Here is a 20,221-nt window from a genome sequence, read left to right as displayed (position 1 = left end):
GGATCCAATGCCCGGTTGCCCGTCGGCCTTGTCTAACAGGACATACGCGGGCTTTCTAATTGCATTTGTATCCGTTCGCTCTGGGTCGATTTCGGACAGTTGTGACAGGCAGAAATCGGCCAAAAGCAGCCGGTCACAACCGACGGAGAACAGCCAAAAGCGCATACTCATGACCGTCCGTCATTCTCTCTAAGCAGACGCGTAAGTGAACGGCTCCAGCAAAATTTGAGGTTCGACCCACAACCTTAAACCGTAGGGAATTACCGAATACCCGTCGTATCGCCCAGTGAAAGTATTCGAAGCTGCAAACTCCAAGAATTTACCGCGCTTGTCATCAACAACGCGGATACCGGGGCATCCAAGCATTGTGTATTTGATAATGGGGTTTGGTAGTGAAGCCTCACTCACCTGAATTTCCACATCAGAATCATATTGCCAAATTGTCAATTTCAGTCTGACAGTTCCTTGCTCGATAACGTAACAGTGTGATGTTTCGAACTCATCCAGGGAGGGGAAGACGCCGAGTACGGCGATTAGATCAAAAGGATCCCATGTTAAGAGGGGCATAAAGCATCCTTTGCTGACATCACGGTGAATTTGATCCCATTCTAATCATCAGCCATCTGTAACGCAGTTTTTCTCCAAGACTTCTTGGCCATAGGCAGGGCGATTTTTCGCAATCCATCACCAAACGAACATTTACGATCTGGAGGACTCTACGGTTTTTTCCCTCCGTCCGCTTTGGGTCCAGGCTGTGTGAAAACGCATGCGCCGTTTTGAAGTCTGCGTTGCTACGTAAAATCTGCCAGCGTTTGGTTAATCAGCAGACCGAAAATTTGCGTAGGAACGCGATTTTCGGCGTCGTCCTGACTGTCAAACGTGCTCGAAAACGTTTTCACACAGCCTCGGTCGTTTTCAGCCAGTCGCGACAGGCAGAAAACGGCCAATAGCTGACGGTTAGCGAGACCGATCTTTAGAATCGTTCCATCCATCATTGCGCAACGACTCAGGATGAGTTTTCGGATAGACCGAGCTAAGGTGGTCCCCGGAGCTATAGTCAATGTAAGCCATCGGAGTTGGCGAATTTCGACTAGCTAGGAGTGCGTGACTTGATGACTCGATTGCAAACACTCAAGTTAATTCAAATAGCCATTGCCCTTCCAGCCTATGCCGTACCTGCAAGCGTGACGGTCTTCTTTACTCTTTGGTTTGTCATCACTTTGCCGATCAGTTTAATCACCTCACAGTCCACGACGAACTGGGAAAAGATTCTGTTATGGCTTGTACTGTCGTTGTTCTCCCAGTGGACATGCTGGAGCATTTTTGCTGACGCGCTGGAAGACATTCCCTCTGTGCGGCACCTGCCGCTGCTTTTGCTTGGCGTATTGTTGACATTGCTACTGGGCGTGAGTGCCTGGACGCTGTTCCACATAGGCCTCATCTGGCTTATCTGCGGGTCGCAAGGAATTGCGGCCGGTGTGCTGTTGACGATCAATTGGGTGAGAAAAAAACGTCAAGCAGACTGCATGCGCTGTGACTGAGTTCGCCATGATTTACGCCCTTTTCGGGGAACTCTGGAACAGGCTTCCGCTATTGGCCGTTCTCTGCCTATTGCTATGGGCGGAAATCGACCCTTAGCCGTCATTCGGCTGCGGATTGACGAACATTACCCAGATGTCTTGGGATGTTTAGAGCTTCGAAGCCTGAATGGCTGCTTCGAGCAAAGGGCCCGTGATCCGGCGGCCATTGTAATCATCGACAAAGTAATTGATTCGGTTAGCCAGGTGCTGAATGGATAGCCAGCCCAAGCCTCGGTAGTCGCGCAATTCCTCGTCGTTGAGCTTAATCAGACATTCGTAACTCACAAAAGACGCCTCGCAGTTGACGAGGACATAGATTGAGCCATCTCCTGCGCGAAGAAGATGCCAGTAGTCGTCCGTTGTGTGATATGTCGCAGGCGCGAGCTGAACCAGATCCATGTTTGATTTTCGTACGTTACCTTTCAGTTTCTAACCATAACATGACTGCGAGCGCACGATTCTCGAATGCCCGCTATTGGCCGGTTTCTGCCTGTCGCGAAGGACAGCAACCGACCCAAAGCTGCCGGTCAGCAGAGGCAGAAACCGGCCAAAAGCGGCCGATCGGGGCGTCATTTTTTCCAAAGATAGGATTTATGGGGACTCCTTAAAAATATTCACCGGTTGTCAAAATCAGCGATTTAGAGAATTAAACTTATCATCAGATGGATTGCCGGTTCCTTCGACTTCATCATTTAGTTTGTAGAAGGCCACCGAGGTTCGGTCCGAGAAATACCACCAGCTATGCTTGTGGCTCTGAACTTTTGCTAAGCGAGGATAGGTACTGGTGTGGGAGCGATAGTGAAAACAGGCGTCCAGATTGGAGCGGGTATACTAGCTGTGTTCGCTTCTATAATGGCTAGCGGAGATGCCCCTTCTGTATGTGGAACCTTGGCCGGAAAAGAATATTCAGTATCTAGAACGTATCTGTTTTTTTGGCCCGAGAGAGAGGGCGACTCCTGGAGCGGCACTACACCGAAAATCACAAAGTGCTCGGATCCCGTCAAGTCGCTTGTGCTGGAGGCCTATTGGCCCGATATGGCCCCCGCAGGTCAACTCAATGTCTACAACGATAACGATACGAGGCATATTGCTGTGGGGGTTAGTACGTTGGAATTTGGGGCCAAGTCCGATGATCTGAATTTGGGCGCGCTGCTCAAATATCTTCTGAGAAAGGCCAACCCCCAGGACGTGGAGGCTTACCCTGATAGGTTCGGTCTATCCTTCTATACTGGGCCAGACCCGTCTTTTGCTCAATTACATACTGAGCTTTACTGGAAGAACGATAATAGCGGAAAAATTGAGCTTTTAATTCAGTGTGTTTACAGGACGAAAACAACAGGCGCACTCTGCAATTTAACAACCGGAGCGGAGCAGGAAGGTGCACTCATTACACTCAGATTTAACTATCTATATCTTCCCTCATGGAATGACGTGCTGAAAAAGTCGGTTGAACTCTTGGGGCAAATCTATCGCTAGTAGTTTATCGGTAGCAGCCTGGACATCGTGCTATATGGCTACTTATCACCAACAGTTTTGGGTCGTTTGCTGTCTGCCGCCAATGGCTATTTCCGGCCAATCATTGCCAGAAAATGTCGGGCAAAATCATCTAATGCTCGCACATTCACGGTAGGGTTTTATTTATCTAACCTCCAAGGTCCATTTAGGCTTGGCGGTAGTGAAAAAAAAGGAATCAACCCTTTTTTCATCAGGATAAAAAGCAACGTTCGCTGTGGCACCAGGATGCGCTGCGCAATAATTCAAGATATCTGAAATCAATAACTGAGCCAGCCCTGGATTAGATACTCGGTAAAAATTTATATTAAACCCATCACTCCCACCGCGATCCAACATTATCTGTGACGCACGGCACTCTTCCTCATTACGACAGATTCCACTATCCACATATCGTCCCACCAAGGCAGCCGACAACTCCGGTCTCGATTCGGAGGAACGCTTTGCTGCGTAAGCCGTCTCCCAGATGACGCACAACAAAAATAAGGAACACACCAAGCTTTTGATCAACCGCCAACTCTTTGAGAAATCATCGAAAAGAAACAGCTTTTTTTGCATGTTCGCCACCGTCCGTGCTGTTTGTCATACACCAAGCGTAGCTAATCAAATCCCAGGTACAGTGGGGGTAAAGCCTTCCTGGAAATCGATCGTTGACTGGCAGTTATGGGTTGATTTTAGCCGGTCACGGTAGGTAGAAATCGGCCATAAGCGGACACCACAATCGCACCACTCTTACGGCAGGGAGGGAAATGTCACCCTCTCGAATTATGGACGAGTCGGTCAACGAAGAACTCCATATGCCCTCTGGGGGTAGTCAGCAAAGGCCAAGCGTCGACCTTTAAAGCGATTTCCTGAAATGCTTCGGCGCACTTGGAGCGCGGAAAGTGTTCGTAGACTGCTCGCTGCTTCTGCACTGCCCTACGCGCACATACATCGTACGGAACCGCTCCCACATACCGTAGGGTTACGTCGAGGAAGAGATCGGTGACTTTGGCCAATTTAGCGAACAGCGCGCGACCTTCATTCGGGCTCTGCACCATATTGACCAGCACCCGGAAACGGTCCATTCCGTAATCACGATTAAGCAGTTTGATCAGTGCGTAGGCATCGGTGATCGAGGTCGGTTCGTCGCAGACCACCAGCAAGACTTCGTGGGCCGCCCGGACGAGACTGACCACCGACGAGCCGATGCCCGCAGCTGTGTCAATCACCAGCACATCGAGACTGTCACCGATTTCACTGAAGGCCTGGATCAGACCTGCGTGCTGAGTCGGAGACAAATGCACCATGCTCTGGATGCCTGAAGCCGCGGGGACGATTCGTATCCCGCCCGGCCCACGCAAAAGTACATCGGATAGCTCACAGCGACCTTCGATTAAATCGGTAAGCGTGTACTGCGTGGAAAGCCCTAACAGGACATCGATATTCGCCAAGCCAAGATCGCCATCAAGCAATACGACTCGCCTTCCAAACTTCGCCAGCGCCAATGAAAGATTCACAGCCACCGTCGTCTTGCCGACGCCGCCCTTTCCGCCGGTCACGGCGATAACTTGTACAGAACGCACACCATCCATGTTATTGATTACCTTCCATGTGCAACGCGTGCGAGTAGTCGCTAACTATTCCTAGATGCGCAATGGTAGCTGAAAAGTGCAGACACATGGCCACTAGCTGTATCACAGGATCACCAGAAACGCTGTAACCCACTACATGGCAATAACGCGAACCAGAACTGCCACTGCTACGCTGACCTCTTCACGGAGGAATCGCTATGCCAAATTCAGACCTACTCCCTTCCCTGCTATTCAAGATCAACGAAAACCAGCTCGCCCTTGAAGCAGCCATCTTGGAGCTTTCCAATTGGGTCGAGGCCCGCGGCTCGGCTGACGTCGCCGACAACGTGCGCGGCGCCTTGGACACCATCGACAAGAACGAGGAGTTCATCAAGCTTACGCTCGCAGTCCTAATGACGCCTGAGTGACAGTTAACGGCCAGAAGCGGTCCTTCAATTTCGCTATTCATCTATCTCCCGAGCGTGCGAAATTACTAGCCATCCAATTTCTCTCAAAGGCAGGCTCATGACCTCCACCCTGGCAGACTTCTGATTGCTCTGCGAGCTGGTGTCTGAGCCGGATGGCCCAGATATCTCTGACTCGGAGCGGGGTTATCATTGGATGATGGTTTTTCATATTGAGCTTTGGGGCACGGAGCAACAACACATGAAGCAAAACCTTATTTTGGTCATTGCGATGGCGCTGGGAACCACCTCCACGGCCTACGCCAACTCACTGATAGCAAACATAGATTCCTTGGAAAGCAGCTATGTAAAATGCATAGAGACGCGTTTTGAGAACAACTGCTGGGACAAGGCGTTTATCGGTCACTTCGACAAGTGGCAAAAAAACGAAACCACGATAATAACCAAAAGCCAAGAGGCCTACCTTGCTTGGCTGGATGGGCACTCCGTGTACAAAGTTCACATCAGCCCAAGTGTTAAACGAGCCGGAGTATTCGAGAATAGAAACTATCTAATTGAACGAGATGATGGCGAAGTCATAGGCCTGCATGTTGGCTATAGAAAAGTTTTAGGCAGTTGGTACATATATGCCCTCCAAGGCGGGTCTGATGACACATTTATTCGATCAATACTCAACATGCCCGCTCCAGAAACACCCCCCCACTAAATGATAGAAATCATCTCGTCCAATCTAGTCGCCTCCAGAGTTCACTGGTATAAGCCATCCAGCTCATCGCCTCAGATCGATTGACCGCAATGGGCCGATTTCTGCCTGTCACGAAGGGCTGAATTCGACCCATAGCTGCCTTTCGCGCAAGGTAGCTAACGGCCAATTTCTGCATGTGACGACTGATCTGAATCCAACGATTGCGGCTTCTGACTAGAGACATTTATGCGGATGTGGCTGCCGCGTTCTGCAAAATAGGCGAGTGGTGATAGACGGGAAATTGGTGTTGAATACGAGCCTTTTCAGGAAGGGTCGTATGAAGAAGGATTTGTTTGCTCTGGCCTTTGCCACCTCGCTGATTGCTGGATGTGCATACCAGGCGCCCTATGGAACTCCGGAGGCTACCTCTCAACTGGTGAGCGACCTTGCACTTGATGGAGTGCCGGAACTTGTTGTGCCGGCAAACTGGATGTCTGTGCCCTATGGGGTTACGAAACCAGCTGAACCGACAAAAGGGCTGCTTGTCTCGGAGCGTAGTGGTTTACGTTTGGTAATTTTCGACAATAAGCACTACCGGCAAGCTGGCGAACTTCGCGCGCCCAAGGTGCAATGCGGTTACATCTGGAGGGGGGAGCAGGACACGATGCCTGTGCACCTATTCGAGGCGGAGCATTTTTACGCGTTGAGCCTAGGCGAAACTGTAGGAGCAATGGACGTGAAAAAAAGGGCGCAAGTAGTTCGGTATTTACAGTCCCAACACATACCGTTGCTCACCGTACAAGACGGCTTGTTTGTTCGTGCAACCGGAAACTGGTCTTCCAATGTCCCCTTGCCGAACAACTATGCCCCATGGGACATCGGAGTACCTCTTCCCCGTGGGGAGTTGGAGGCATTCAACCCATGCAAGCATTAATCGGTACTCCGGATCACTCCAGATTATCCAAACACATCTGACTGGCTGCTCCTGGCCGATTTCTGCCTGTCACAACTGGCCGAAATCGACCCAGAGCGAACGGATACAAATGCAATTAGAAAGCCCGCGCATAGCGGGCTTTTGTCGAGCAGGTTGATTGACTAGCGGTTAAATCGCTCGACCAATGAGTACTGGGTCATGGCTGTTTGAGTTAATTCTTTACTCAGCTCTGCGGAATGTTTCGCCTGTTCAGATGTTTGATCTGCCAGATTCGCGATGGTCGTGATGTTGCGGCTGATTTCCTCTGCTACGGCGGTTTGCTCTTCTGTCGCCGCGGCAATCTGGGTGGTCATGTCCGTAATGTGCGCTACGGCTTCGCTGATACCGACCAATGCTTTGTCTGCCTCAAGCACCCAGGCGACGCCTTCTTCGGCTTGTCGATGTCCGCTTTCCATGGTCTTTACGGCATTGTTGGACGAGACCTGTAGCTTGGAAATCAGGCTATGGATTTGAGTCGTGGACTGAGTCGTGCGCTGTGCCAACTGGCGCACTTCATCGGCGACCACCGCGAAACCTCTACCCATGTCTCCCGCGCGCGCGGCTTCGATGGCAGCGTTCAGCGCCAGCAGGTTGGTCTGATCGGCAATGCCTTTGATGACATCGACTACCATCCCGATTTCATTACTGTCTTTAGCTAATTGCGCGACTGTCAGCCCTGTTTCACCCACCACCACGGAGAGGCGCTGAATGGCTTCGCGGGTGTCTCGGGCCACGTCGCGTCCACGCCCGGTCAGCACATTGGCTTCCTGGGTGGCATCAGCCGTGCGCTGAACATGGCTGGCGACCTCTTGGGTGGTCGCCGCCATCTGATTTACGGCGGCTGACACTTGCTCAGTCTCGACTCGTTGGCGTTCGAGTCCGCGCGAACTATCGGAGGCAAGGCCGTCAGATCTTCCGGCCAGACCTGTGAGTTGCTCTGCGGTGTCTTGTAACCGAGTCAGGCACGTCTTGAGCCGGGATGTCTGGCTCTCAAAGGCCGTTTCAAGACGCGCCTGAAGGCCGCGCTCGTCGCTGTACATTTTGGCCAGCAACGAGTCTGAGGTTGAGGCTTCAGCCATTTCCAGCAAACGCAGCGCTCCTCGATTTTGCTGGCGCGAGACAATCAGCCCGACCGGAACCGATACCCCGACAGCCAGCATGATGGCCTCAGCAGTGCTGAGAAAGACGCCGCCCAGCGTGCCCACTAAACCCATCGCCAAAACCGGCAGCCAGCCGAGTAGGGCGGGTTGCCATTGATCACGGCTTGGGACAGCAGCCTTTCCGAGGCTGATGCGCTTATAGAGCGCTTGGGCGCGGCGGATTTGGTTGGCCGTCGGCTTTACTCTGACCGATTCGTAACCAACGACCTGGCTACCTTCGAAAACGGGCGTGACGTAGGCATTGACCCAGTAGTGGTCGCCGTTTTTGGAGCGGTTCTTGACGATGCCCATCCAGGGCTTGCCTTGCTTAAGGGCGGCCCACATGTGGGCGAATACGGCGGAGGGTACATCGGGGTGACGAACGATATTTTGCGGCGCGCCGATCAGATCCACCTTGTTGAAACCGCTGATCTCGACGAAGGCGTCATTGCAGTATGTGATAACGCCTCTTGCATCTGTTGTGGAGATGAGCTTCTGCTGAGGGACGAGTGAAATTTCACGCTGCGTAACTGGCTGATTATTTCTCATTCTGACTGCTCCCTAGTTCCTATAAGGCCATCGACTGCCATTCAGAAAAGTTAATGTGATATTGCAAAAAATACTTTAATAACAATTGGTTGCATTCATTTTTTTCGTCGATTAAGCGGTGACTGTAGTGCGGTGGTTGGCATGGATTAAGCCCGTGCGACGGTGTTGAGCCTGCACTGGTTAGGGTGAACAACAAAAAGTCAGAGTACGGCGGACTTTCTATGGGAATAAATGATTTTCTTGGCTCAATCTGGGCGCCATGCTGTGAGCGGATCGTGGAAAGCATAGCGCCTGAATGAAAAAGTCTTTTGCTAGTTTAGCTACTGGGAGCCATGTGCCGAATCTGAGTAGCGTCCGGATTGAGCGCTGAGCGCTGAGCGTTCGAGAGTTCGCTTCTGGCCGTCAGCCGCCCCCACGCCGGGCGTCAAGACCTGATCCGACTGGCAGATTCCCCCTGCGTTGCTAACCTCATACCCAGCAATCACCCCTGTACAAGGATTGGGGCAGTGAAGGGACACGCAGTCTTGGCAGTCGTGAGCGCGATGCTCTGCGACACGGTTTACGGTGCACAGCTCCAAGTGGAGGTGCGCATTGACGTGCAGCGTGGTTGCCAATTGGTGGGTACCACTCGCAGTACCGGTATCGAACAACTCGGAGTGCTGGATTTTGGCAGCAGCCCGCGCCTGGATGACCCCGCTGGCCCGTTGAGTGCCGCGCTGATCAGCCAGCGCCAACCACGCCTGGAGTGCAACCCGGATACGCCCTATCAGGTACGAGTCGACGGTGGCCTGCACGGTGGCGTTGGCGAGGTGCGTTACCTGGCTGCCGCGTCTGCGTCAGGCAAACCCATTCCCTATCGGATTTATACCGACGCCGCCCGGCGAATCCCTCTGGCCGTGAATGTGCCGGTCAGCGGTCGTGTGCCGGATTCAGGGTCGGTGGATTTGCCGCTTTACGGGCGTATTGAGCCGCTCAAGGACATTCCCCAGGTCGGGCGCTATTCCGACCTGCTCAAGGTGACGGTGACATGGTAGCCCGCCGTTGTGCCTTCGCGGCGCTGGCCGGCCTCTTGCTGCTGGCCGATGACGCCGACGCTGCCGTCAGCGGGCAGATTCACGCGCGGCTGGTGATCACCGCCAGCTGCGAGGTGAGCAAAGGCACCGACAGCGCTCCGGTCAGCCCGGACGGCCGAGTGGAGGTGCTGGATTTCGGCAACCATGGCCCGACTTGGGACAACCGCCCGAGTGCCGAGATCAGTGACAGTGAAAGGGCGCCGTTGGCGGTCTCTTGCAACCCGTCGGTCAGCAGCTTCACGGTGACCATCGATGGTGGTGCCCATGGCGACGGCAGCACCCGGCGCCTGAGCAATGGTCGACAGACCATCCCCTATCGTCTTTCTGCCGATGCTTCCGGTCGCAACAGCTACAGCATCGGCCAACAACGCAATTTCGTCGTAACCAAGAGCACACAAATACCGATTTTGGTATTCGGCTCGGTGGAGGCGAATGCCAGGGCGTTACCGGCTGGAATCTACACAGACACCCTGACGGTGACACTGGATTGGTAAACCATGAGGAGAACATCATGCATGCACTTGTCTCGAAAGCAGGCCTTCCGTTGATGGCGCTGGTGTTGGCCTCCAGCGCTCAGGCGGCGACCACCGTGACCGGGCAGATCAGTTCCACCCTGATATTGACCAACAGTTGCCTGGTCAATGGCGTGGGCGGTACCTCGGGCTTGAACTTCGGTACAGTCAATTTTGGTACCACCAGCAGCCAGTTCACCACGGCCACCGGCCAAGTGCTGGGCGGCGGTGGGGGCGCCCTGTCCATTCAGTGTTCTTCGGGCACCTCGCCGGTGATCACCGTGGGCGCAGGGTCCTATGACGGCCAATCGACGGGCGGTACCCGGGCACTGTACGATGGCATTGCCAATTATGTGCCTTATGACTTCTACACCGACTCCGGGCATTCGACGCTTCTGGCTATCAACGGAACGATCAACGTGGGCGCGAGCACTGGCCTGGCGCAAACCGTGAATATCTACGGTCAAGCCGTGGGCAAGACGGGGCTGCCGGCCGGCACTTACACCGATACGGTATCCGTGCAACTGACGTTCTAGCGCCATGAAGGGCGTCTGGTACACGACGGCGGCGGTGGTTATCTGGGGGATGCCGCTGTCACTGCTGGCGGTCACCAGCCAGACATTCCAGGTCAGCGCGACGATCACGCCGGGTTGCCTGGTGGTCGGCGGCGGGTCGAACTATGGCAGCCTGGCCTTCGGCACCTATTCGGCGTTATCCACCAGCAGCGTCTCCGTGTCGCTGAGCGGCAGTGTGACCCTGCAATGCACGCCGGGAGTGACCCTGAACATGAGCGTCGATGGCGGTTTATACAACAATAGTGGCCGGCACCTGCGGCTCAATAGCGGCAGTGCACAGGTGGCGTACCAGTTGTTTCGGGATGCCGCGCTGAGCCAGAGCCTGGGGATCAGCCAGAGCGTCAGCGTGGCCTACAGCAACGCCAACGACATCACCCTGCCGATTTACGGACAGGTGCAGTTACCGGGTAATCAGCCTGGGGGGACGTACAGCGACGTGTTGCAGGTGCAGCTGTCGTGGTAAGGCTAATGGCATAAGGAGTGGGGCCTATGTATTCAGCTTCCCGGCGGTTATGGGTTGCGGGTTTTATCGGGCTGGTGGCGTTGGGTGTGGGAAAAATTCAGGCCGCCAGCTCCGTGCTGATCTGGCCCATTGATCCTGTTCTGGAAGCGGATCAACAGGCCAGCGCGTTGTGGCTGGAGAACCGTGGCACCGAGACGGCCAACCTGCAAATCCGGGTGTTCGCCTGGAGTCAGAGCGGGTTTGATGATCAATACCAGCACCAGCGCGACGTGATTGGCAGCCCGCCGGTGGCCAAGATCGAACCTGGGAAAAAGCAACTGGTGCGCCTGACCCGAACCCGGGAAGTGCCGCCGGGCCAGGAGCTGGCCTATCGGATCATCATCGATGAAATCCCTTCGGCGACGCCGGTAGCGCTACCGGCCGATGGCAAGACGGCTGCTGCGATCCGCTTTCAGATGCGTTATTCGGTGCCCTTGTTCGTCTATGGCCCCGGCCTGTGGAGCAAGGACGACAGCACCCGCCAGCGGGACCCGAAAGGCGCGGGCAAGCCGGATCTGAGCTGGAAGAAGGTCACCGTCGCCGGGCGTAACTATGTGGAAATGCGCAATCAAGGCGCGGTGCACGCCCGGCTGACTGATGCCGCGCTCAAGCAGGGCGGCCAGCCTCGGCCGCTGGTGGAGGGCTTGCTCGGCTACGTGCTGCCGGGCGCGACCATGCGCTGGCCGGTACCGGATACGATGCCGGCCGATCAGCCGTTGCAGGTGCGGATCAACGGGGCAACAAACGTGGAAAACATTGCGCCAGGACGGTAGTGCCGCGGTCTGGAGCGTGATGCAGGGGCAGCCCCTTCGATTAACAGGATGGAGATGTCCATTGAAGGACACAAAACCTTCATGAGCCATGATCGGCATCGTTATCTGTGGCGATCGGTGTTGGCAGTGAGTTACCTGTATGACCTGGTGTTCGCGCCTCTGGGCATGGCCGCTGCGTTGCCGCCGCCCCCCGGCAATATGGAGGCTGTTGCAGATGCACAGTTGTTTCTGGAACTTGTGGTCAACCAGATGGACACCGGCCGGGTGGTCGCCGTCAATCAGCGTGCCGAACGGTTGTTTCTGTCGGCGGCCACCTTGCGTGACGTGGGTATGAAACTGCCCGCTGGCGTGACCGAAGAAGTCGCCCTCGACAGCCTGGCCGGGTTGCACAGTGACTACGACAGTCAGGGCCAGCGTTTGTTGCTGAATGTGCCGCCAGCCTGGTTGCCGGATCAGCTCATCGGCAACCGCAGCAACTACCCGCGTACCCAAGCGATGAGCAGTTTTGGCGCCTTGCTCAACTATGACGCATACCTCAACGACACCGACGACAGCGGTACCTACCTGGCCGTCTGGAATGAAGTACGGCTGTTTGACACCTGGGGCACGCTGTCCAACACCGGCCAGTATCGCAGCACCATTGGCTCCCAAGTGGAAGGCAGCACCCTGAACAATGGCTACCGGCGCTATGACACCACCTGGCGCTTTTCCGACGATGAACGCCTGCTGACTTACGAGGCCGGCGACGTGATCAGCGGTGCGTTGCCCTGGAGCAGTTCGGTACGCCTGGGTGGTGTGCAACTGTCCCGGGACTTTGCCGTGCGCCCAGACTTGGTGACTTACCCCTTGCCACAATTCGCCGGTGAGGCCGCCGTGCCATCGTCGGTGGACCTGTTTATCAACGGTTATAAATCCAGCAGTGCCGACTTGCAGCCGGGGCCCTACACCCTGACCAATATTCCTTTTATCAACGGTGCGGGCGAAGCGGTGGTGGTCACCACTGATGCCCTGGGTCGACAGGTTTCGACTACGGTGCCGTTCTACGTCACCAGCACGCTGCTACAAAAAGGCCTTTCGGATTTTTCGGTGGCCGCCGGTACTCTGCGTCGGGAATACACCGTACGGGACTTTAGCTACGGGCCCGGGGTGGCCAGCGGCAGTTTTCGTTACGGGCTATCGGACACGTTCACCCTGGAGAGCCATGCCGAAGCTTCCAATTCCCTAACCCTGGGAGGGCTGGGCGGCAACCTGCGACTGGGCAACTTCGGTGTGCTCAACACGGCCCTCAGCCAAAGCCAGTTCGACGGCGAGAAAGGCCAGCAATTTAGCCTGGGCTATCAGTACAGCAGCCAGCGCTACAGCCTGTCCTACCAGAGGGTACGGCGCCGTGACCAGTACGCCGACCTGAGTCTGATCAATACGCCATATGCCAGCCTCAGCAAGCGCAGCGAACAGGTGACCCTGAGTCTGAATCTGGACAGCTACGGCAGCATTGGCGCCGGCTATTTTGATGTGCAGGCGGCTGATGATTCACGCACGCGGCTGTTGAACCTGACCTGGAGTAAACAGTTGTGGCACAACACCAGTTTCTACCTGTCCGCCAACCGCGAGATTGGTGACAGCAACTGGGCCATGCAGGCGCAACTGGTGATCCCCTTCGACATGTACGGCAGCCTGAGCCTGAACAATGAACGCAGCCAGGCCGGGGGAAATCGTCAGCGGGTCAACTACAGCCGTGCGGTCCCCACCGATGGCGGCGTTGGCTACAACCTCGGCTACGCCCATGGCGACGGTCCGGTCTATCGCCAGGCGGACCTGATCTGGCGCTTGCAGTCGGTGCAGTTGCAGGCTGGCGTGTATGGCAGCAGCGATGCGCAAACCCGTTGGGCGGACGCCAGCGGCTCGCTGGTATGGATGGACAAGCAAGTATTCGCCGCCAATCGGGTCAATGACGCCTTTGTGGTGGTCAGTACCGATGGCTTTGCCGGCGTGCCGGTGCTCTACGAGAACCAGAAGGTAGGGGAAACCGACCGCAACGGGCATTTGCTGGTGCCCTGGAGCAGCGCGTATTACCGCGCCAAGTATGAAATCGATCCGTTGAACCTGCCGTCCAACGTGCAAACCCCGCAGGTCGAACAACGCGTCGCGGTTCGCCGAGGCAGCGGCTATGTGCTGGAGTTTCCAGTGCGCCGGGTCATTGCGGCCAGCATCACCCTGGTGGATGCTCAGCACCAGGACCTGCCCCTGGGCAGCCTGGTGCAGCATGAGCAAAGCGGCGCGCAGGCGGTGGTGGGCTGGGATGGCCTGGTCTACCTGGAGGGCCTGGCCGAGCACAATACGTTGCGGGTGACTGTGGGCGAGGGCCACACGTGCCAGGCGACATTCGAACTGGACATCAAGCAGGAACAGGTGCCGCTGATTGGCCCGTTGGTTTGTCAATGACGTAAGGAGTGTGGACATGCGGCTCAAGCAAGGGGGGTACTCCCTGGCGCTGCTGGCAAGCCTGGGTTTTGCGGAACAGGCCCGGGCGGCTTGCTCAGTGGTGTCGACCGTGCCGGCCGGTTTCGGCTCGGTGAGTTCGATGACGGTGCGTACCGCCGCACAGACCAGCTCGACCACCAACGCCGGCTTGAGTTGTGGAGCGACGTTGATTTCGCTGCTGGCCGCCAGCGATCACTTCTATGCAACGATCACCTCGGCGACCAGCGGCATGGTCGGCCCGACGGGTGACGTCATTGGTTATACGATTTACGCCAATAACAGCACCAGTTACCCGATCACTCGTGGGACCCAGTTCGACTTTGCCAGCAACGGCATTGCCCAGAGCCTGGGCCTGATCTCTGGGCCCGGCAATAAAACCGTGCCGATCTACCTGAGCAGCATTACCGGCAGCAATGTGGCAGCTGGCCTTTACACCGAAACGCTGAGCATTGCCTGGAGCTGGAATTACTGCGCGGCCTTGGGGCTGGGTAGTCTGTGTATTTTGCGCGACATCAATAGCGGCGTCGCCAGCCTGACCGTCAGCCTGACCGTGACCAATGACTGTCAGATCACCGCGCCCAATATCAGTTTTGGCAGCGCACCGGTGGTCAGTGGTTTCGCCGCGGTGACCGGCCAGACCATCAACATCGCCTGCACCAAGGGCAGTGCCTACACCGTGGGCTTGAGTGACGGCCAGAACCCGGCAAGCGTGGGCGGGCGGCGGCAGATGATCTCCGGCAGCAATCTGCTGGCCTATGACATCTTCAAGAGCGCCACCACCACCCGTTGGGGCAGTGTGACGACCGCGCGCCGCGCCAGCTCCACGGCCGAGGTCAACCCGGGCAACGGCCTGGGTACTGGCAGTCAGATTTTCAACTACAACGCCAAGATCTACACGGACCAGAATACCCCGCCGGGGGGGACGTATATCGACAATGTGGTGCTGGACGTAGGCTTCTAGAGCCGCAGGGTTTGCTTGAGCATTTGTGTGGTCGGCTGGTCCGACGGGCTAACTATTGCATAGTTAAACCGCCGCAGGACCAGTACTCGGTTTGCAGCCCATCGGAATGGCTGCTGCCACGAGGGTGCCGCCGGTGGCATCAGACCGCAGTCGGCCAATAGCAGTCATTCAAAACTGTCAACATTAAATTCGGCAGGCGGTGTGCGATAGACGAGTTTGCGAACGCCAGAGAAGACAATTGCCCGCTGTTGATGCGCCGTGCTGGGGCGTCGTCCACGATGATCATTTGTTTCGAGGAGGGAAGTGATATTTCTTAATTTGCATCCACAATTCAGGTCATTACCCGGCCAGCATTGCCGCAGTAGGACGCCTGCATTATTAATGCCTACCATAGAGCCGACGGCTCTCACCTAAATGTCGCGTGACGCTAAGCCGCGATGTCTTTCCTGTAACCTGACGATGCAATCAATGTGGTTGAGGTGGCATGAACGCGAAACACGCACACCACCTCAATACCGCTAAATCAGTTTGCCATTCTCCGCGCCAGGCCAGCCGGCCTGATGCAAGGCTTTGAGCAATGTCTCTGAATCCAGCCCCGGTACGGCATGCCCATTACCTTCAGCCGTTTCGCCAGCCAGTAACGCATTGATGATCGCTTCCTCGACCGCTTCAGTGGCGGCCAGGAACAGTTCACTGATGTGATCGTTATTCACCATGCGCAGGTTGTCGCAGGTCGGCGCTTTCTTGCTTTCATAAGCGGCGGGCGGCATGTCGTTGCCGGTCGCGAAAGTAATGAAGATGTCGCCGCTGTGGTCTTCGTTGCCACCGCCAGTACGAGCCAGGCCGAGGCTGGCGCGCTGAGCCAGGCGTGTGCACTGGTGCGGCAGCAACGGCGCGTCGGTGGCCAGGCAAACCACAATCGAACCCATGCCCGGATGCGGCAGCGAGGCCTTGAGAAACGGTGAATCGGCCTTTTCCATGTAGCGTCCGACCGGGTAACCATCGACCCGCAACTCGTTGCGTATGCCGTGGTTGGCCTGGACGATAGCGCCGACGGTCCAACCGCCTTGGGCACTGCTCAGCCGCCTCGAAGCAGTACCGATGCCACCCTTGAATTCATGACAGATCATGCCGCTTCCGCCACCGACGTTGCCCTCGGCGACCGGCCCACCAACCGCTGTGAGCAGGGCTTCGGCGACATGTTCGGGCTTCACATGAAAGCCGTTGATGTCGTTAAGCAAACCGTCGAAGGTTTCCAGCACGACTGGCATGTTCCAGTAGAGCCGGCCCTCATCCGGTTGCTGTTCACGGTCCAGCACAATCACCGCATCGCGCACCACACCCAGACTGTGCGTGTTGGTGAACGCGATCGGACTTGTCAACAACCCCGCTTCGCGAATCCACTCCAGTCCCGTGGCATCGCCATTGCCATTGAGCACATGGACGCCCGCAAAGCACGGCTGGTGGCTGGTCGAACCGGCTCGCGGTTCAATAATGGTTACGCCGGTGAGGATGTCGCGGCCGTTGGCGGACTTTCCGCGCACATTGCAGTGGCCGACCCGTACGCCTGGCACATCGGTGATGGCGTTGAGTGGGCCGGGCTGCAATTGGCCGAATTGAATATCCAGATCGCGGGCACGTGGTTTCGTCATGTCTTTCATGATTTTCGCTTTTGATAGGCTTTATAAAATGGCTCTGACAGGCTTCGGGCACCGAGTGCGCCAATCAAGTGCCGGTCTTGATGGTGTTCCAGGCGCGGGTGCGAACGCGCTCCATCTTCAGCGGGAGAGGTTCTAGAGGAAATAATGTGTCCAACACTTTCTTAGACGGATACACCCCGGGGTTGTCGCGGATTTTCTGCTCGACAAGTGCGGTGGCATCCTTGTTGGCGTTTGGATAGCTCAGGTAGTTGGATGCCTGCGCGATGACTTCAGGGCGCAGCATGTAGTTGATGAAGGCCAACCCTTGTTCCGGGTTGGGGGCGTCGTTCAGTTGCACCAGACTCTCCACCCACACCGGTGCTCCTTCGCGGGGAATGCTGTAAACGAGGTTGCGATGGTTGCCAGCCAGTTCCGAAGCCTTTTGCGCATCGGCAACACCTCCGCCCCAGCCCAGCACGACGCAGACGTTGCCATTGGCCAAATCAGAGATGAACTTGGAAGAATCGAAGTAGACGATATGCGGGCGCAGCTTGAGCAGCAGCGCCTGGGCTTTTTTGTAATCCTCAGGGTTCTGGCTGTTGTAGGGGAGTCCGAGGTAGTGCAAGGCAATGGGAATGACCTCGCCAGGCGCGTCCAGCATGGCCACGCCGCACTGACTCAGTTTGGCCAGGTTTTCCTCCTTGAAAATCAGATCCCAAGAATTAACAGGCGCATCGGGGCCGAGTATCGATTTAACCTTGTCCGCGTCATAGCCGATGCCAGTGGTACCCCATAGGTAAGGGGCCGCATAGCTGTTTCCGGGATCGTTGCTCTGCAACTTGGCGAGGATGTCAGGGTCGAGGTGGGACCAATTGGGTAACTTTGAGCGATCCAGTTTTTTGAGTACACCTGCTTTGATCAGGTTCGGCAGCAGGTCGGCACTGGCAACGACTACGTCATAGCCGCTGCGGCCGGCCATCAGTTTGCTTTGCATGACGTCGCTGTTGTCGAACACATCGTACACAGCGCTGATGCCCGCTTCTTTCTGGAAGTCTTTCATCGTGTTCGGGGCAATGTAGTCATACCAGTTGTAGATGTGCACGCTCGATTTGGCAGGCTCGTCGGCCTTGGCGCAGACCAGTCCGAAACTGAAAAGCGTGACCAGGACGCATTGCATGTAGCGAGTGGATTTCATCGGGATGCTCCAGAGCACAAGCGCCGAGTCCAGGGACACGAGCACTGCTCCTGCTGGTTTGTGATTGTTGTTGTGGCAGGGTGGAAATGTGAAGCAAAACGCAACGACGCTTGGTGTGGTTACACCCCTCGCGCGTGGTCCGGTATCAGCAGTTCGCGTCGACCATCAGCGTGCTCAACCTGTTCGCCGGTCAGGTGCAGGCGCCGGTCATTGAGGTAGTCGTATTCATGGCGAGCGGTGCGAAGCAAATCGAGATCTAGCTCTACCACCTGACGACACTCTGCGCGCCCCGCCTCAAACAGCGTGCGCCCAAAGGGGTCTATCACCGCACTGCCACCGGCGAAAACGAGACCTTCATCGCCCTCCCCGACTCGATTCACCATCACGGCGAATGCCTGATTTTCTTGGGCTCGAGCCATGATCGCGGTGCGGTGGACAGGGCCGTAGGGATCCATGTTGCCGTTAGTCACCAAGATCAGCTCGGCGCCGAGTTGGCCGAGGGCACGAGCGCTTTCCGGCAACTCGATGTCGTAGCAGATCAGGATGCCGACGCGCACTCCTTTCCAGACCGCAGTAGCAAAGCGATCACCCGCCTGGAACAGACCACGTTCCGACGGCCAAAGATGAGTCTTGCGATAGGTCAGGGCGATCCCTTGTGGGGTGACCAACAAAGAGGTGTTGTAGAAGGTGCCCGCGTCGTTCTCCGCCATACCCACAACTACACAGACATCACGTTCGCGGCAAGCGTGCTGGACGGCTTGTACACTTGGTCCGTCTAATGGCTCGGCAACTTCGGCAAGCTGCTGCGCGTCAGCGAACCCCATCAGCTGCGTCTCGGGAAATATCAGCAGATCGGTGTCCACTGCGCAGGTGGCGATAGCCTGCAAGGTACGCTCCAGGTTATAAGCGGTGTCACCATCGCGACCGGTAAGTTGTACGAGTTCAATCTTCATCGGTGATCCTTTCACGTCTATGTGGGCTCACAATTGCCAAACCAAACAGCACCCGCCAGGGCTGGATAAAGTATGGAGAGCCGCCATGCGCAAAGTAATTACATCGATGGGGTAACCCCGAATGGGTAGAGTCGTGAGCATTACATTGCAGGACATCGCCTGGCACCAGGCGGTAGGCAGGCTGATCGAGGGTCTTGACCGCCCCAATTTCTGGCTCGCGCTGGTGCGTCTGCTGAACCGCTACATTGCGGTCGACAGTTGGGTCGTGCTGGTTTTCAGCAATGGCCGCCCGCAGGTGCTCGCAGAATGCCCGGGCAAGGATGGCGGGCCAGACCCGCTCTTTCAGGACTACCTCAAAGGCCTGTATCTGCTCGACCCCTTCTACCTGGCCAACCGAGAAGCACCGCAAAACGGTTTGTTTTGGCTAACCGACGTGGCGCCGGAGTGCTTCGAACAGACCGACTACTACCAGCGCTACTTCCGCCTCAATGTCGTTGCCGACGAAGTGCATATCAACGTGCAGCTTGACGCGCAACGCACCCTCAGTCTGTCGCTGGGAAGCGAGGGCCTGTTCAGTCCAGAGCAAATTGCTTTGCTCACGCTCATCCAGTCCTGGGTCGGCGCCCTGATGCGTCAGCGCATGGTATTCGAGCGGGAGGCGCTGGAGCAGACCGCTTTGCCAACACCAAGCTGGCAGAGCTGGCTGGATTCCACAGACCGGCGGTTGGACACGCCGCTCTCCGCCCGCGAACTGGAAGTCGGTCGGCTAATGCTCAGCGGCTGCTCGAACAAAGAGATCGCGCGCAAGCTGGCGATTTCCGCCGAGACTGTGAAGGTCCACCGCAAGCACATGTACAGCAAACTCGGCATTAAATCTCAGTCCGAGCTGTTCTCTCTGTTCCTGAGCGCGCAGAGTTGAAGTCGTAGGTTCATGATGGCGTCAGATCCCAAGACAATCGGCTTCGTCGCGGCTTCGCGCCCACGTCAGCGACGCCCCCCTCAAAGTCAGCGTTACTGCGCAAATACTGAATGACTGCTATGGGTCGATATCTGCCCTACATGGCTACAAACCGAGTTGGCCAAGTCCGATGTGAGTGGCCTTTTAGGTCGAATGCTAGCGGGAGGTCAAGTCCATGCAAT

General features: G+C 56.3%; 21 protein-coding genes and 1 pseudogene. 13 read left to right on the top strand and 9 right to left on the bottom strand.

Annotation, left to right across the window (positions count from 1 at the left end; translation table 11 throughout):
- Positions 1–189 precede the first annotated feature (189 nt).
- Complete coding sequence (locus ACMXYJ_RS16085; RefSeq protein WP_027922974.1) at positions 190–567, bottom strand: hypothetical protein; 378 nt, start codon at positions 565–567, stop codon at positions 190–192.
- A gap of 545 nt (positions 568–1,112) precedes the next feature.
- Between ACMXYJ_RS16085 and ACMXYJ_RS16080 the strand changes: the two genes are divergently transcribed.
- On the top strand, positions 1,113–1,541 hold the full coding sequence (locus tag ACMXYJ_RS16080; RefSeq protein WP_415760617.1) for a hypothetical protein: 429 nt from the start codon (positions 1,113–1,115) through the stop codon (positions 1,539–1,541).
- 147 nt (positions 1,542–1,688) lie between these two features.
- On the opposite strand, the gene ACMXYJ_RS16075 is transcribed toward ACMXYJ_RS16080, so the two are convergent.
- Positions 1,689–1,979 (bottom strand): hypothetical protein, encoded by a 291-nt coding sequence (locus ACMXYJ_RS16075; protein WP_348129774.1) that lies wholly within the window; start codon positions 1,977–1,979, stop codon positions 1,689–1,691.
- A 399-nt stretch (positions 1,980–2,378) separates the two neighbouring features.
- On the opposite strand from ACMXYJ_RS16075, the gene ACMXYJ_RS16070 reads away from it, so the two are divergent.
- Positions 2,379–3,056 (top strand): hypothetical protein, encoded by a 678-nt coding sequence (locus ACMXYJ_RS16070; RefSeq protein ID WP_415760616.1) that lies wholly within the window; start codon positions 2,379–2,381, stop codon positions 3,054–3,056.
- 162 nt (positions 3,057–3,218) lie between these two features.
- Here the strand turns inward: ACMXYJ_RS16070 and ACMXYJ_RS16065 are convergent, their stop codons facing one another.
- Both ACMXYJ_RS16065 and ACMXYJ_RS16060 read right to left on the bottom strand, forming a co-directional pair.
- Positions 3,219–3,650: a hypothetical protein gene (locus ACMXYJ_RS16065; RefSeq protein WP_415760615.1), complete on the bottom strand. Its 432-nt coding sequence runs from the start codon at positions 3,648–3,650 to the stop codon at positions 3,219–3,221.
- 194 nt (positions 3,651–3,844) lie between these two features.
- A complete protein-coding gene (locus tag ACMXYJ_RS16060) occupies positions 3,845–4,666 on the bottom strand; it encodes a MinD/ParA family protein (protein WP_415760614.1) in 822 nt (273 codons plus the stop codon).
- A gap of 197 nt (positions 4,667–4,863) precedes the next feature.
- Here ACMXYJ_RS16060 and ACMXYJ_RS16055 point away from each other — a divergent pair, with 197 nt between their 5' ends.
- The 3 genes from ACMXYJ_RS16055 to ACMXYJ_RS16045 all read left to right on the top strand — a co-directional run bounded on the left by ACMXYJ_RS16055 (position 4,864) and on the right by ACMXYJ_RS16045 (position 6,689).
- Entirely contained in the window at positions 4,864–5,073 is a 210-nt protein-coding gene (locus ACMXYJ_RS16055) for a hypothetical protein (RefSeq protein WP_282314828.1), read from the top strand.
- A gap of 238 nt (positions 5,074–5,311) precedes the next feature.
- The gene (locus ACMXYJ_RS16050) at positions 5,312–5,776 is read left to right on the top strand and encodes a hypothetical protein (RefSeq protein ID WP_415760613.1); all 465 of its coding nucleotides are present in this window, start codon (positions 5,312–5,314) and stop codon (positions 5,774–5,776) included.
- A gap of 316 nt (positions 5,777–6,092) precedes the next feature.
- Positions 6,093–6,689 (top strand): hypothetical protein, encoded by a 597-nt coding sequence (locus ACMXYJ_RS16045; protein WP_415760612.1) that lies wholly within the window; start codon positions 6,093–6,095, stop codon positions 6,687–6,689.
- Positions 6,690–6,850: 161 nt separating this feature from the next.
- On the opposite strand, the gene ACMXYJ_RS16040 is transcribed toward ACMXYJ_RS16045, so the two are convergent.
- Both ACMXYJ_RS16040 and ACMXYJ_RS16035 read right to left on the bottom strand, forming a co-directional pair.
- On the bottom strand, positions 6,851–7,942 hold the full coding sequence (locus ACMXYJ_RS16040) for a methyl-accepting chemotaxis protein (protein WP_415760741.1): 1,092 nt from the start codon (positions 7,940–7,942) through the stop codon (positions 6,851–6,853).
- A gap of 201 nt (positions 7,943–8,143) precedes the next feature.
- Positions 8,144–8,416: pseudogene (locus ACMXYJ_RS16035) on the bottom strand (PAS domain-containing protein); the annotation flags it as partial.
- 542 nt (positions 8,417–8,958) lie between these two features.
- Between ACMXYJ_RS16035 and ACMXYJ_RS16030 the strand changes: the two are divergent.
- The 7 genes from ACMXYJ_RS16030 to ACMXYJ_RS16000 are packed head-to-tail and all read left to right on the top strand — an operon-like array spanning position 8,959 to position 15,293.
- Entirely contained in the window at positions 8,959–9,450 is a 492-nt protein-coding gene (locus ACMXYJ_RS16030) for a Csu type fimbrial protein (protein WP_415760740.1), read from the top strand.
- The gene (locus ACMXYJ_RS16025) at positions 9,444–9,983 is read left to right on the top strand and encodes a Csu type fimbrial protein (protein WP_415760611.1); all 540 of its coding nucleotides are present in this window, start codon (positions 9,444–9,446) and stop codon (positions 9,981–9,983) included. The genes ACMXYJ_RS16030 and ACMXYJ_RS16025 overlap by 7 nt, the downstream gene beginning before the upstream one ends.
- 17 nt (positions 9,984–10,000) lie before the next feature.
- Complete coding sequence (locus tag ACMXYJ_RS16020; RefSeq protein WP_415760610.1) at positions 10,001–10,537, top strand: Csu type fimbrial protein; 537 nt, start codon at positions 10,001–10,003, stop codon at positions 10,535–10,537.
- 4 nt (positions 10,538–10,541) lie between these two features.
- The gene (locus ACMXYJ_RS16015; RefSeq protein ID WP_432760546.1) at positions 10,542–11,039 is read left to right on the top strand and encodes a Csu type fimbrial protein; all 498 of its coding nucleotides are present in this window, start codon (positions 10,542–10,544) and stop codon (positions 11,037–11,039) included.
- A gap of 26 nt (positions 11,040–11,065) precedes the next feature.
- On the top strand, positions 11,066–11,851 hold the full coding sequence (locus ACMXYJ_RS16010) for a fimbrial biogenesis chaperone (RefSeq protein WP_415760609.1): 786 nt from the start codon (positions 11,066–11,068) through the stop codon (positions 11,849–11,851).
- A 48-nt stretch (positions 11,852–11,899) separates the two neighbouring features.
- Positions 11,900–14,293: a fimbria/pilus outer membrane usher protein gene (locus tag ACMXYJ_RS16005; protein WP_415760608.1), complete on the top strand. Its 2,394-nt coding sequence runs from the start codon at positions 11,900–11,902 to the stop codon at positions 14,291–14,293.
- 16 nt (positions 14,294–14,309) lie between these two features.
- Entirely contained in the window at positions 14,310–15,293 is a 984-nt protein-coding gene (locus ACMXYJ_RS16000; protein ID WP_415760607.1) for a Csu type fimbrial protein, read from the top strand.
- 518 nt (positions 15,294–15,811) lie between these two features.
- Here ACMXYJ_RS16000 and ACMXYJ_RS15995 read toward each other — a convergent pair.
- The 3 genes from ACMXYJ_RS15995 to ACMXYJ_RS15985 all read right to left on the bottom strand — a co-directional run bounded on the left by ACMXYJ_RS15995 (position 15,812) and on the right by ACMXYJ_RS15985 (position 19,081).
- The gene (locus ACMXYJ_RS15995; RefSeq protein ID WP_415760606.1) at positions 15,812–16,954 is read right to left on the bottom strand and encodes a P1 family peptidase; all 1,143 of its coding nucleotides are present in this window, start codon (positions 16,952–16,954) and stop codon (positions 15,812–15,814) included.
- Between the two features lie 64 nt (positions 16,955–17,018).
- Positions 17,019–18,128 carry a polyamine ABC transporter substrate-binding protein gene (locus tag ACMXYJ_RS15990; protein WP_415760605.1) on the bottom strand — a complete coding sequence of 370 codons (1,110 nt, stop codon included), beginning with the start codon at positions 18,126–18,128 and terminating at the stop codon, positions 17,019–17,021.
- A gap of 119 nt (positions 18,129–18,247) precedes the next feature.
- Positions 18,248–19,081: a carbon-nitrogen hydrolase family protein gene (locus tag ACMXYJ_RS15985; protein ID WP_415760604.1), complete on the bottom strand. Its 834-nt coding sequence runs from the start codon at positions 19,079–19,081 to the stop codon at positions 18,248–18,250.
- A 133-nt stretch (positions 19,082–19,214) separates the two neighbouring features.
- Between ACMXYJ_RS15985 and ACMXYJ_RS15980 the strand changes: the two genes are divergently transcribed.
- Positions 19,215–20,000 (top strand): LuxR C-terminal-related transcriptional regulator, encoded by a 786-nt coding sequence (locus tag ACMXYJ_RS15980; protein ID WP_415760603.1) that lies wholly within the window; start codon positions 19,215–19,217, stop codon positions 19,998–20,000.
- Positions 20,001–20,221: the final 221 nt, after the last annotated feature.

Origin of the sequence: Pseudomonas arabinosi, from assembly GCF_047758675.1 — a bacterium.
GTDB classification, from domain to species: Bacteria; Pseudomonadota; Gammaproteobacteria; order Pseudomonadales; family Pseudomonadaceae; genus Aquipseudomonas; species Aquipseudomonas arabinosi.
Note: the sequence above shows the minus strand (reverse complement) of the source record. Positions and strands in the feature narration are given on the sequence as shown.